General features: G+C 36.9%; 13 protein-coding genes. 10 read left to right on the top strand and 3 right to left on the bottom strand.

Annotated features, from left to right (window positions below):
* Window positions 1-59: 59 nt before the first annotated feature.
* Window positions 60-1,241 carry a NupC/NupG family nucleoside CNT transporter gene (locus tag KUA55_RS12360; RefSeq protein ID WP_218326679.1) on the bottom strand — a complete coding sequence of 394 codons (1,182 nt, stop codon included), beginning with the start codon at window positions 1,239-1,241 and terminating at the stop codon, window positions 60-62.
* A 200-nt stretch (window positions 1,242-1,441) separates the two neighbouring features.
* Here KUA55_RS12360 and KUA55_RS12355 point away from each other — a divergent pair, with 200 nt between their 5' ends.
* The 3 genes from KUA55_RS12355 to KUA55_RS12345 all read left to right on the top strand — a co-directional run bounded on the left by KUA55_RS12355 (window position 1,442) and on the right by KUA55_RS12345 (window position 5,170).
* Window positions 1,442-2,077 (top strand): GntR family transcriptional regulator, encoded by a 636-nt coding sequence (locus KUA55_RS12355; protein WP_218326678.1) that lies wholly within the window; start codon window positions 1,442-1,444, stop codon window positions 2,075-2,077.
* Between the two features lie 170 nt (window positions 2,078-2,247).
* The gene (locus KUA55_RS12350; protein WP_218326677.1) at window positions 2,248-3,453 is read left to right on the top strand and encodes a quaternary amine ABC transporter ATP-binding protein; all 1,206 of its coding nucleotides are present in this window, start codon (window positions 2,248-2,250) and stop codon (window positions 3,451-3,453) included.
* On the top strand, window positions 3,446-5,170 hold the full coding sequence (locus tag KUA55_RS12345) for an ABC transporter permease/substrate binding protein (protein WP_218326675.1): 1,725 nt from the start codon (window positions 3,446-3,448) through the stop codon (window positions 5,168-5,170). The genes KUA55_RS12350 and KUA55_RS12345 overlap by 8 nt, the downstream gene beginning before the upstream one ends.
* A 74-nt stretch (window positions 5,171-5,244) precedes the next feature.
* Here the strand turns inward: KUA55_RS12345 and proC are convergent, their stop codons facing one another.
* Window positions 5,245-6,048, bottom strand: a complete 804-nt coding sequence (gene proC / locus KUA55_RS12340; protein ID WP_218326674.1) for a pyrroline-5-carboxylate reductase — start codon at window positions 6,046-6,048, stop codon at window positions 5,245-5,247.
* A gap of 100 nt (window positions 6,049-6,148) precedes the next feature.
* On the opposite strand from proC, the gene KUA55_RS12335 reads away from it, so the two are divergent.
* The 3 genes from KUA55_RS12335 (at window position 6,149) to KUA55_RS12325 (ending at window position 7,289) form a co-directional block, all read left to right on the top strand.
* On the top strand, window positions 6,149-6,460 hold the full coding sequence (locus KUA55_RS12335) for a hypothetical protein (protein ID WP_218326672.1): 312 nt from the start codon (window positions 6,149-6,151) through the stop codon (window positions 6,458-6,460).
* Window positions 6,453-6,770, top strand: a complete 318-nt coding sequence (locus KUA55_RS12330) for a nucleotide pyrophosphohydrolase (protein ID WP_218326670.1) — start codon at window positions 6,453-6,455, stop codon at window positions 6,768-6,770. Before KUA55_RS12335 ends, KUA55_RS12330 begins: the two co-directional genes overlap by 8 nt.
* Window positions 6,771-6,974: 204 nt before the next feature.
* The gene (locus KUA55_RS12325; protein WP_218326669.1) at window positions 6,975-7,289 is read left to right on the top strand and encodes a rhodanese-like domain-containing protein; all 315 of its coding nucleotides are present in this window, start codon (window positions 6,975-6,977) and stop codon (window positions 7,287-7,289) included.
* A gap of 164 nt (window positions 7,290-7,453) precedes the next feature.
* Here the strand turns inward: KUA55_RS12325 and KUA55_RS12320 are convergent, their stop codons facing one another.
* Entirely contained in the window at window positions 7,454-7,825 is a 372-nt protein-coding gene (locus KUA55_RS12320; RefSeq protein ID WP_218326667.1) for a MerR family transcriptional regulator, read from the bottom strand.
* A gap of 79 nt (window positions 7,826-7,904) precedes the next feature.
* Here KUA55_RS12320 and KUA55_RS12315 point away from each other — a divergent pair, with 79 nt between their 5' ends.
* From KUA55_RS12315 to gor, 4 genes are all read left to right on the top strand, one after another.
* A complete protein-coding gene (locus KUA55_RS12315) occupies window positions 7,905-8,264 on the top strand; it encodes a carboxymuconolactone decarboxylase family protein (RefSeq protein ID WP_218326666.1) in 360 nt (119 codons plus the stop codon).
* A 177-nt stretch (window positions 8,265-8,441) separates the two neighbouring features.
* On the top strand, window positions 8,442-9,362 hold the full coding sequence (locus KUA55_RS12310; protein ID WP_218326664.1) for a peptidase U32 family protein: 921 nt from the start codon (window positions 8,442-8,444) through the stop codon (window positions 9,360-9,362).
* A 10-nt stretch (window positions 9,363-9,372) separates the two neighbouring features.
* Complete coding sequence (locus KUA55_RS12305; protein ID WP_218326662.1) at window positions 9,373-10,626, top strand: peptidase U32 family protein; 1,254 nt, start codon at window positions 9,373-9,375, stop codon at window positions 10,624-10,626.
* A gap of 71 nt (window positions 10,627-10,697) precedes the next feature.
* Window positions 10,698-12,044, top strand: coding sequence for a glutathione-disulfide reductase (gene gor / locus KUA55_RS12300; protein ID WP_218326660.1), 1,347 nt, complete (start codon window positions 10,698-10,700; stop codon window positions 12,042-12,044).
* The last annotated feature ends 119 nt before the right edge of the window (window positions 12,045-12,163 follow it).

Here is a 12,163-nt window from a genome sequence, read left to right as displayed (position 1 = left end):
AGATATTTTACTATGATTTTTAGATGTAAGAGATATTCTCCCAGATATGGGAGAATGGTTTAATAAATCAATCCAGTAATAATGCCGCTTAAAAAACTAACCAAGGTAGCACTTAATAAAATTTTCAATCCGTGTTTGGCGACTAAATTGCCTTTTTCCTCGTTCAAACCTTTCATGGCACCAGAAATAATTCCAATTGAAGAAAAATTTGCGAATGAGACTAAAAAGACAGAAACAATCGCCGTTGTACGGCCAGAAAAATGAAAGTTGCCTTTAGCTAATTCTGTCATAGCAACAAATTCGTTTGTGACTAATTTAGTCGCCATTAAGCTACCAGCACTCACCGCTTCATTCCGCGAAATACCACTGAGAAAAGCCAATGGAGCAAAAATATAGCCTAAAATCTCTTGAAAACTTAAGCCTGTTACTTTAGCAAAAATAAAATTAATCATCGCAATCAAAGCTACAAAACCAATCAGCATGGCGGCAACAGTAATAGCCACGTGAAAACCATCCAAAATGTATTCTCCCAGCATTTGGAAGAAGGTTTGTTTTTGATCTTCTTCAATCGCTAATAAATCTTCTGTTTCCGAAAGTTTATAAGGATTTACGATTGCTGAAATAATATAACCGCCAAAAAGATTTAAAACTAATGCAGTAATAACATAACGAGGCTGTAATAAAGCCATGTAAGAACCTACAATTGACATTGAAACTGTCGACATGGCCGAAATACTCATAGTAGTAATTCGTTGTTCACTCAAATGAGGTAGCTCTTTTTTGATCGAAATAAAAACCTCAGACTGTCCTAAAATGGCTGAAGCCACGCCATTATAGGATTCTAATTTACCTAAGCCGTTTATTTTACTTAAAGCTAGTCCAACGCCCTTCATAAATAATGGTAAAATTTTGATGTAGCGCAAGATACCGATGATGGCAGAAATAAAAACAATCGGCATTAAAACATTTAAGAAAAATGGTGCACTGCCTTTATTAGCGATCCCACTAAAAACAAAAGCGACACCTGAGGCAGCAAATTTTAATAATGCATCAAATACTGCTGCTAAGGCCGAAACAATTACTGTACCAACAGACGTCCGCAATAATATAAAACCCAAAATAAACTGCAAAACCAGCATAAAAATAACACGTTTAAAAGCTATATTTTGACGTTGACTACTCATGCTAAACGCAACCAGTAAAACTATAATAAAACCAATTAATCCTACAAAATAGTGCATATACTCACTCCTTCAAAAATTCCTGATTCAGCATAGCGAATGTAGTGGAAAAAAACTAATAATAAGTTCATTATCCGACTAATTTTTAGACATTTCTCTTAAAAAAAACACTAACAAATTCATTTTAATAAAAATCTTTTCATCACCTTTTAGTAAATTTTGTGCTATGCTAAAAAAAATAACTTGAAGGAATGTAGCAAATGGAATCCAATAAAAAAACAGTTTCCTTACCGCGTTATCAGCAAGTAGCGGTTGAAATTGCTGAACGTATCGCTGAAGATCGCTATCGAGTAGGAGAAAAAATCCATGCTCGTTCAACTTTAGCTAGCAACTTTAATGTTTCACCAGAAACAGCTCGAAAAGCAATTAATGTGTTAGTTGATTTAGGGATTATGGAAGTTCGGCATGGCAGCGGTGCTTATGTCTTATCCAAGGAAAAAGCACAAGCATATTATGAACAGTACCAAGACGTCCAATCAATTCAAGAAATCAAAAATGAAATAGTGTCGAGTATTCAACGTCAACGAAACGAACTAGACGATATTAGTCAAAAATTGAACCAGTTGGTTGCCAAAACAAAACGGGTTCACCATTCGGCCCCCTTTGTTCCTTATGAGCTCACTTTAACTGAAAATGCGCAACTTTTAGGTCAAACGATCAATCAATTAAATATTTGGCACGAGACGGGCGCCACTATTGTCGCATTGCAAAAAGGCGACAATTTGGTGCTATCTCCGGGACCATATGCGAAATTAGAAGTTGGAAATATTTTATTTTTTGTCGGCAATGAATTAGGTTTCCAACGGATGCAAAATTTGTTTTATCCTGATAAATAAACAAAAGACCATGAAATTGAGGTAGTATTTTCATGGTCTTTTTATTATTCATGAAAATTTTTGAAAGTTTCTTTTTGACAAAAGTGAACACACGATGTTAGTATGATATGGTCACTTTTTTATCGTTTCGAGGGAATTGAAACGAAGAAAAAACAAGGAGGAACTTACAAGTGAGTAAAGTAAAGGTTGAACATTTAACCAAAATCTTCGGTAAAAAGCAGCAACAAGCTTTAGCGATGATTAAAGAAAATAAAAGCAAAACAGAAATATTAGAAAAAACCGGCGCAACGGTTGGGGTTTATGACGCTAGTTTTGAAGTCAACGAAGGAGAAATTTTCGTTGTGATGGGACTTTCCGGTAGTGGGAAATCTACCATGATTCGTCTATTGAACCGTCTGATTGATCCAACTTCAGGTGAAATTTATATTGATGGCGAAGATATTGCTAAGATGAATAAAGATGAACTGCGGGAAGTTCGTCGCCACAAAATTAACATGGTTTTCCAGAACTTTGGTCTATTTCCACATCGAACTATTTTGGAAAATACTGAATATGGTTTAGAAGTTCGCGGTGTGTCAAAAGAAGAACGACAAGCAAAGGCAGAAAAAGCTTTAGAAAATTCTGGACTGCTTTCATTTAAAGATCAATATCCAAATCAATTATCCGGTGGGATGCAACAGCGGGTTGGTTTAGCGCGAGCATTAGCAAATGATCCAGAAGTTTTGTTAATGGATGAAGCTTTTTCTGCGTTGGATCCGTTAATCCGTCGAGAAATGCAAGACGAGTTATTGGATTTACAAGCAAGTGTCCAAAAAACAATTATTTTCATTACCCATGATTTAAATGAAGCATTGCGTTTAGGTGATCGGATTGCTTTGATGAAGGATGGACAGATTATGCAAATTGGTACGGGAGAAGAATTCTTGACTAACCCTGCTAATCAATATGTTCGTGATTTCGTTGAAGATGTGGATCGCTCGAAAGTCTTAACGGCACAAAACATTATGGTACCTGCTTTGACAACAAATATTGAAGTCGATGGACCAAATGTTGCCTTAAATCGGATGCGGAAAGAAGAAGTCAGTATGTTGCTGGCGGTAGACCGTAAACGTAAACTAAAAGGTAGCTTGACAGCAGAAGCTGCTTCGGAAGCTCGTAAGAACAGTCTTACTTTAAAAGAAGTACTAGACAAAAATGTTAGAAAAATTAAACCAGATATGCTGGTTACAGATATTTTCAATCTGATTTTTGACTCACCGGCACCACTTGCGGTAGTTGACGATGATGATAAATTAATTGGCGTAGTCATTCGCGGGAGTGTAATCGAAGCATTAGCTGGTGAGCACGAGGAAGAAGAGGTGGCAATCAATGAATAATTTTTTAACAAATAGTTTGCCAGTTGCTGATTGGGTAGAAAACTTTACTAGTTGGTTAACCAGTACTTTTTCTGGCTTATTCTCAGTTTTACAAAGTATCGGTCAATTTATCATGGATGGCATGACTGCTTTATTAACAGGTATTCCTGCTTTACTATTCATTGTAATTTTGACGATTGCCGCATTTATGATCTCAAATAAAAAATGGGGTCTGACTTTCTTTACGTTAATTGGTTTACTCTTTATTTATAATCAAGGCTTATGGCCGGACTTGATGAGTACGATTACGCTAGTTGTATTATCTAGTGTGATTTCAATTATTATCGGGGTACCATTAGGAATTTGGATGGCTAAAAGTGATCGAGCAAAAAGTATCATTACGCCGATTCTAGATTTCATGCAAACAATGCCTGGTTTCGTTTATTTGATTCCAGCCGTTGCTTTCTTCGGAATTGGGATGGTGCCAGGGGTATTTGCCTCAGTAATTTTCGCTTTACCACCGACCGTACGTTTTACTAATTTAGGGATTCGTCAAATTCCAACTGAATTAGTCGAAGCATCTGATTCATTTGGTGGTACTGCTAAACAAAAATTATTTAAATTAGAATTACCATTAGCTAAAGGAACTATTTTAGCCGGAATCAACCAAACAACAATGTTAGCTTTATCAATGGTAGTAACAGCTTCAATGATCGGTGCACCTGGTTTGGGTCGCGGCGTCTTGTCAGCTTTACAACGTTCACAAGTAGGTAATGGTTTTGTTAATGGTTTAGCATTGGTTATTTTAGCGATTATTATTGACCGTTTCACACAAAACTTAAACCGACCAAAAACTGAAAAATCAGCGCAACCAATGTCTAAAAAGAAAAAAGCTGGGATTTTAGCAATGGCAGCTGTATTAATTGTTTCTTCAATTGGTGGTGTGGTTTACAATAATGCTCAAAACACCTCAAAAGGAACAGTAAACTTGGCTTATGTAGAATGGGATTCTGAAGTTGCTTCAACCAATGTGATTGCCCAAGTCTTAAGAGATCAAGGATATACCGTTAACGCGACACCGTTAGATAATTCAGTTATGTGGGAATCTGTTGCCAATGGAGAATCAGATGCATTAGTTTCTGCTTGGCTACCGACGACTCATGCGTCGCAATATGAAAAATACAAAGAAAACTTAGTTGATTTAGGTCCTAACTTAGAAGGGGCAAAAACAGGCTTAGTTGTGCCAGAATATATGGACGTCAATTCGATTAGTGATTTAACTGATCAAGCTGGACAAACCATTACCGGAATTGAACCAGGTGCCGGGATTATGAACTCAACTGAAAAAGCCTTGAGTGATTATTCAAATCTATCAAGTTGGAGTCTAGAAAGTTCTTCATCAGGTGCTATGACAACGGCGCTAGCTCAAGCAATCAATAATCAACAAGAAATTATTGTAACGGGCTGGACACCTCACTGGATGTTCCAAGAATATGATTTGAAATATCTAGAAGATCCTGAAGGAAGCTTTGGTGATGTTGAGTCCATCCATACAATGACTCGTAAAGGTTTAGAAGAGGATAACAAAGAAGTCTATGATATTTTAGATAAATTTGATTGGACGACTGACGACATGGAAAGCGTGATGCTAGCCGTTCGTGATGGTAAAGATCCGCAAGCAGCTGCACAAGATTGGATTAAAGCCAACAGTGATAAAGTTGCTGAATGGACAAAATAAGTTTATTGGAGAGTCGCTTGTGAGCGGCTCTTTTTTATGAAACAAAAAAGAGGACTTTTTCAGTCCTCTAAAAATTACAATTCTTTTTCACGGGCAATTGTGTCATCAACAGCTTTGACAACGGTTGCTAAGAAACGATTGTCTTCCAAGCTGACAACTCCAGCCACTGTTGTGCCACCAGGTGAGCTGACTTGATCAATTAAGCCCCAAGCATTTTCGGATGATACAGCTAAAGTTTCTGCGCTTCCTAGCACAGCCTGAGTGGCCATTTCGGTAGCTAAATCTTTTGGCAAGCCATTTTTTACTCCTGCTCTAGCCAAGGAATCAATATAAAGGAAAGTAAATGCGGGTGAACTTCCTGCAATTGCTGCAAAAGTTGAAAACTGTTCTTCTGGTAATTCCCAAGCTTTACCAATCGCTGCAAACAATGCGATTATTTCCGCAACTTGTTCTTTAGAAGTAAATTGATTGCCGCAAACTGCAGTTGCGCCTTGACCTACCATGGAATTCATATTTGGCATTACGCGAATAATACTGACGGCTTGCTCGGTTTCCAAATAATCATAAAGAGTCGCCAAATCTTTTCCAGCTGCGATAGAAACTAGCAGTGACTTTTTCGCTAAAATGGTTGTTCGAATTTCATTTATCACACTTTCAATAATTGGGGGCTTAACTGCCAATACAACTGTGTCAACTGCTTCAACCAATTGATTGACCTCTTCAACTGCATGGATACCTAATTGATCTGCTAAATTTTGGGCTTTTTCAAAATGGATGTTGTATAAATAGACATCTTCTGCAGAAACAAATTTTTGACTGATAATCCCTTCTATAATCGCCCGTGCCATATTACCGGCACCAATAAAACCAATTTTCATTTATTTTCCTCCTAAAATCTGTCTTCAATTGAATTATACGTTTTTTTTAATCACTTGAAAAATATTACAGCACAAGCTAAAGTTAAAACGAGGTGAGTCGATGTACGAAGAATATTTTAAAGAGGTTGGATTAACAGTGGTAGAATTACCTGTGGAATTGGAAAATAATTTACCGGTATATCGTGGATTAATTAAAGAATTGTCGTTTATTACAGCTGAAGCGATTTCGAAAAAAGCGATGTACGCTAAATTGTCAGAGCAATACCAGGTTTATCGCAAAGAAATTTTGGCGCAACAACAAGCAGTTGACGAAGAAAAATCTGCTTTGTCGTTGGAAGAGATGCTGCGTTATTATGACGGCGAAATCTTTGCGGATTTTTCTGTAAGTGATTTGGAGGATGAGCATGAATAGTATGGAGAAAATTAATCAATTTCGAGATGAAAGAAATTGGCGGCAATTTCATAATGAAAAAGACTTGGCTTTATCTTTGACGCTAGAAGCCAGTGAATTGTTGGAACTATTTCAGTGGAAGACGTCAGAAGAAGCCAAAGAAAAGCCAGAGCGACTAAAAGAAGAACTGGCAGATGTTTTGATTTATGCTTATATGTTAGCTGATAATTTAAATTTCGATATTGACCAGATTATTGCTGAGAAACTGGTCAAAAATGCACAGAAATATCCAATTGAAACGAGTCATGACAGTCGAGAAAAACCAAAATAAGTAAATCTTTATTATTTCAATACCATTCGTTCACAAAAAGTTCATAAATATTGTTTATAGTATGCATATACCAACAAACAACCCTAACACTTTTTCATTTTTAACTCCTTGCCTGTCGGACCCCACCGACAGGCATATTTTTTTGCTTTAATCTAAAAGAGATGGTACAAATAGATTGAATAAATTTAAATTGGAGATGGCGCTATGTTTGGATTTTTTGAAAAAATGGATACGATATTACCTGCTGACTTAGAAAGACAGCTGAAAAAAAATAAATTAACAGTTTTAGATGTACGGGATACAAACGAATATGCTTCTGGACATATTCCCAATGCGATTAATTATCCTTTGGCAGATATCGAAAACTATCAAGGGGCTAAAGATCAACCAACTTATGTCGTTTGTCAAGGTGGCGTTCGTAGCAAAAAAGCTGCAAAAATTTTGCAGGCCAAAGGATATCAAGTGGTAAATGTAACCGGTGGTATGAATTTGTGGCAAGGATCTCTTTCAAAAAAATAGCATCAAATGTTTTTGAATTTCCCATAAATTCTTCAAAGGTTCTTCAAATTCTCTCGGTATTATATATTCATACCAACAAACAACCCTAACACTTTTTTTCATTTTTAACTCCTAGCCCGCTAGTTCCCCGACTGGCGGGCATCCTTTTGTCTTCAAATAGGTTCTTATAGATTTTGCTCCTTGATTAAATGGTAATGGGCCTTTTTAGCTTGTAAGAAATCAATATGATCTTGGAGCTTTCTTTTTTCGAATTCCAATAATTGTTCTTGTTCTTCCAAAATGGCAATGCGTTGATTGATCGTGGTGATTCCTTGTTCTCGTAGCTTAGAATACTCAATAATTTTTGATAATTGCATCCCAGTGTTTTTGGCTTTTTGGATAAATTCAATCCAGTCCAAATCTTTTTTTGTAAATAGGCGATAATTATTTTCTGATCGTTTAGGCTGAAGTAAGCCTAATTCTTCATAATATCGTAAAGTGGGTATTGATAAATTTGTCAGTCGGGCTACTTCGGAAATTTTATAATTTTTAGTCATTGCTGTCCTCATAAATTTTTTCTTGCTATCAAGTAAGCTTGATAGTTTATGCTCATTGTATCAAAGAGGAGGATGTCATATGAATAATTATCAACGAGGATTAGAAATAAGAAAACAAGTTATTGGTCAAGAAGCTAGTCGTGCTGTATCGGAAAGTCTGAAAGAAATTGCACCAGTTTTAGATGAATACACTTTACTGGTATTCGATGAAATGGAAAATCGCAAAATTTTAGACTTAAAACAGCGAGAAATGATTACCATCACAACTTTATTAACTCAAGGAGATACTGCACCGCAATTAAAAATTCATATTCAAGGTGCTTTAAATGTGGGTTTATCGCAAGCTGAAATTATTGAGACCTTTATCCAATGTTTACCATATGTCGGTTTTCCAAAAGTTTTAAATGCTATTGCAGTTGCTAAAAAGGTATTTGAATAATAAGATTACGTCCAGATGATAACAAATTCTGGTCGTTTTTTTATGTAAATATTTACCATAAATTTCGATTATTTAAAGTAATTTAGAGTAAATTCAAATAGATAATTAGAATAACCTGTGATAGTATAAAAACGTCAAAATAAATGGTAGTTTAATAACTATCTTGGAGGAAACAAAATGATTGAAATTATTGCGACAGCAGAATCAATGGCACAGGCCTATGATTTGTTAGCTGCTGACGTCGATACTTTGTATATTGGGGAAGAAAACTTTGGTTTACGTTTGCCCTATTCCTTTTCTCGAGCTGAACAGCAGGAATTAATCGAAGCGGCTCATCAACAAGGAAAAAAAATAAATATCGCTTTAAATGGTATTATGCATCCAGAGAAGATGAAAGAAGTACCAGAATATTTAGCTTTTCTTAGTCAGGTCAAACCAGATCGGATTGTGGTAGGCGATACAGGTGTGATTCATTTATTACGCAAAGGAAACTATGGTTTAGATTTTATATATGATGCTCAAACTTTAGTCACTAATGCACGTCAAATAAATTTTTGGCATAAAAAAGGCGCTAGTGGCGCAGTATTAGCCCGGGAAGTTCCTTTTGATGAGATGAAACTATTGAACACCGAAGTAGAAGTACCAGTGGAAGTTTTGGTTTATGGTGCTACTTGTATCCATCAGTCCAAACGGCCATTAGTTGAAAATTATTTTAATTATACAAAACAAGATAGTAAAAAAGATAAAGAGCGAGGCTTGTTTATTTCCGAACCACGTAAAGATGAAACCCATTATTCAATCTATGAAGATCAACATGGCACTCATATTTTTGCCAATAATGATATCGATTTGTTACCGCAGTTGCAGGAATTAGTTGCGGCGGGATTTACTACCTGGAAGCTGGATGGTATCTTCACTCCCGGGGAAAATTTTGTGGAAATCGCCAAGCTTTTTGTAACAGCAAAAAAAATGTTAGAAGAAGATAATTGGCAAACAGCAGATATTCAAAAATTAGCTGAACAATTACAACAACTTCATCCTGAAAATCGCGAATTAGATACAGGATTTTACTATTTTGATCCAGCCAGCATTAAATAAGGAGAACATTATGCAAAAAACAGCTTTAAAACGTCCTGAGGTGTTAGCACCAGCTGGGACTTTAGAAAAATTGAAAACAGCGATTCATTATGGTGCGGATGCTGTTTATATCGGTGGCGACGCCTACGGTTTGCGTTCACGGGCCGGAAACTTTTCATTTGAGGAAATGGCAGAAGGCGTAGCTTTTGCCAATGAGCACAAGGCAAAAGTTTATGTAGCAGCGAATATGGTTACTCATGAAGGCAATGAAAAAGGCGCCGGCGATTTTTTCCGTACGTTACGAGATATCGGTATTTCAGCGGTGATTGTTTCTGATCCAGCCTTAATTGAAATTTGTGCGACAGAAGCACCCGGCTTACCGATTCATTTATCAACACAAGCTTCGGCAACAAATTATGAAACGTTAGAATTTTGGCGTGAAGAAGGCTTGGAGCGGGTCGTGTTAGCTCGAGAAGTCTCGATGGAAGAGTTGGCGGAAATTCGTAAAAATACGTCTATTCAAATTGAAGCATTTATTCATGGTGCTATGTGTATTTCTTATTCCGGTCGTTGTACTTTGTCTAACCACATGTCGATGCGCGATGCCAATCGTGGCGGTTGCTCGCAGTCTTGCCGTTGGAAGTATGAATTATTCGATATGCCCTTTGCGAAAGAACACCGTTCATTAACTGAAAATGGAGAAGTGACAGAAGAATTTTCTATGAGTGCGGTGGATATGTCGATGATTGAACATATTCCTGATTTAGTTCAAAATGGTGTAGATAGTTTAAAAATTGAAGGTCGGATGAAATCTATTCATTATGTATCGACTGTGGCAAATGTATATAAAACAGCAATCGATAGCTACATGGCTGACCCTGAAAATTATGTACTAAAACAAGAATGGGTGGATGAACTTTGGAAAGTGGCACAACGAGAACTTTCTACTGGTTTTTATTACCATACACCTACGGAAAATGAACAATTATTTGGCCCAAGACGAAAAATCCCAGTCTATCAATTTATCGGTGAAGTCTTGAGTTATGATGAATCTAGTGGGATTGCCACCATCCGCCAAAGAAATCATTTTTCTGTGGGAGATGAAATTGAATTTTATGGTCCTAATTTCGAACATTTCCACCAAAATGTAATGGAAATGAAAAATGAAGACGATGAATCAATTGATCGCGCACCAAATCCAATGATGATTGTGACGATGCCGGTTGCTCAAGTAGTAAAACCAGGAGATATGATTCGCCGTAAAAAGCCTGAAGTGACGAAATAATCTTAAGTCGAGACAATTTGTCTCGGCTTTTGTTATGATGAGGGTGAAGCTTTGAATGAGGAGGAGAATAAATGCAAGAATATGATTATATCGTTGTTGGCGGTGGCAGTGGCGGCATTGCTTCAGCCAATCGCGCGGGTGAACATGGGGCAAAAGTTCTATTAATAGAAGGAAATAAAATCGGTGGTACCTGTGTCAATGTAGGCTGTGTACCAAAAAAAGTTATGTGGCAAGCCAGTACCATGATGGAAATGCTGCAACGGGATGTTTCCGGCTACGGTTTTGATGTAACGATTAACCAATTTGATTTTACCGCTTTAGTAGAAGCGCGGGAAAAATATATTGATTTCTTGCACGGCGCTTACAATCGAGGATTGGATCACAATAAAGTAGAACGAATTTCTGGTTATGCTACTTTCCAATCAGATCATGTGATTGAAGTGAACGGAGAAACTTACACCGCACCCAATATATTGATTGCAACTGGTGGTTATGCGGGACCAATGAATGTTCCTGGTGGAGAATATGCTCTAGATTCTGACGATTTCTTCGCTTTAAAAACCCAGCCAAAATCAGCAATCATGTTAGGTGCTGGTTATATTGCTGCAGAATTAAGTGGAGTGATGCAAGGCTTGGGAACAAAAGTTGACTGGGCTTTTCGTCATGAATTGCCATTAAGAACTTTTGATAAAATGTTAGCGGAAAACTTGCTAGAAATCTATCAAGATAATCACATGGGCATCCATCCTAATTGCGTTGTAGAAAAAATTGAGAAAAATGGTGAGGCCTTCACTGTTTATTTTGAAAATGGCCAAACTTTAACGGCAGAAAAAGTTTTCTTTGCTGGTGGACGTAAAGCCAATACTGAAAAAATCGGATTGGAAAATACCCAAGTGGAATTAGATGATAAAGGTTTTGTCAAAGTTGATAAATACCAAAATACAACCGCTGACGACGTATATGCTGTGGGAGATGTTATCGGAAAATTTGGCTTAACTCCTGTGGCAATCAAGGCGGGACGCCAGCTTTCTGAACGACTATTCAATGGTCAAACGGAAGCTCATTTAGACTATGAAAATATTCCAACCGTGGTGTTTACTCACCCAACAATGGCAACAGTTGGTTTATCAGAAGCCGAAGCAATTGAAAAATATGGCGAAGGTAAAATTAAAGTGTATCGTTCCCGTTTTACTCCGATGTATTTTGCTTTAGGGGAATACCGTCAAAAATGTGAAATGAAATTAGTTTGTCAAGGTGAGAACGAAAAAATTATTGGTTTACATGCTATTGGTGTCGGTGTTGATGAAATGCTACAAGGGTTTGCAGTAGCAATTAAAATGGGCGCAACCAAAGCTGACTTTGATAATACAGTGGCAATCCATCCAACTGGCAGTGAAGAATTTGTAACTATGCGCTAATCAAAATAACTGTGATAGAAAGAAATTTCTATTGCAGTTTTTTTGTGTAAATCAGTCGGAATACCTATTATTTACAATTGAATTCTTGCTATAATAAGCTATTACATCAAAAAAAGGGG

Source organism: Enterococcus alishanensis (assembly GCF_019218635.1).
Classification (GTDB): Bacteria; Bacillota; Bacilli; order Lactobacillales; family Enterococcaceae; genus Enterococcus_A; species Enterococcus_A alishanensis.
The sequence above is the reverse complement of the archived record's forward strand: the minus strand, read 5'-3'. Positions and strand labels throughout refer to the sequence as shown.

What these genes read in the sequence shown, in the direction of transcription:
- KUA55_RS12360 (WP_218326679.1), bottom strand. Translation starts at nt 1,241, where the DNA reads ATGCACTATTTTGTAGGATTAATTGGTTTTATTATAGTTTTACTGGTT.
- KUA55_RS12355 (WP_218326678.1), top strand. Translation starts at nt 1,442, where the DNA reads ATGGAATCCAATAAAAAAACAGTTTCCTTACCGCGTTATCAGCAAGTA.
- KUA55_RS12345 (WP_218326675.1), top strand. Translation starts at nt 3,446, where the DNA reads ATGAATAATTTTTTAACAAATAGTTTGCCAGTTGCTGATTGGGTAGAA.
- proC (WP_218326674.1), bottom strand. Translation starts at nt 6,048, where the DNA reads ATGAAAATTGGTTTTATTGGTGCCGGTAATATGGCACGGGCGATTATA.
- KUA55_RS12335 (WP_218326672.1), top strand. Translation starts at nt 6,149, where the DNA reads ATGTACGAAGAATATTTTAAAGAGGTTGGATTAACAGTGGTAGAATTA.
- KUA55_RS12330 (WP_218326670.1), top strand. Translation starts at nt 6,453, where the DNA reads ATGAATAGTATGGAGAAAATTAATCAATTTCGAGATGAAAGAAATTGG.
- KUA55_RS12325 (WP_218326669.1), top strand. Translation starts at nt 6,975, where the DNA reads ATGTTTGGATTTTTTGAAAAAATGGATACGATATTACCTGCTGACTTA.
- KUA55_RS12320 (WP_218326667.1), bottom strand. Translation starts at nt 7,825, where the DNA reads ATGACTAAAAATTATAAAATTTCCGAAGTAGCCCGACTGACAAATTTA.
- KUA55_RS12315 (WP_218326666.1), top strand. Translation starts at nt 7,905, where the DNA reads ATGAATAATTATCAACGAGGATTAGAAATAAGAAAACAAGTTATTGGT.
- KUA55_RS12310 (WP_218326664.1), top strand. Translation starts at nt 8,442, where the DNA reads ATGATTGAAATTATTGCGACAGCAGAATCAATGGCACAGGCCTATGAT.
- KUA55_RS12305 (WP_218326662.1), top strand. Translation starts at nt 9,373, where the DNA reads ATGCAAAAAACAGCTTTAAAACGTCCTGAGGTGTTAGCACCAGCTGGG.
- gor (WP_218326660.1), top strand. Translation starts at nt 10,698, where the DNA reads ATGCAAGAATATGATTATATCGTTGTTGGCGGTGGCAGTGGCGGCATT.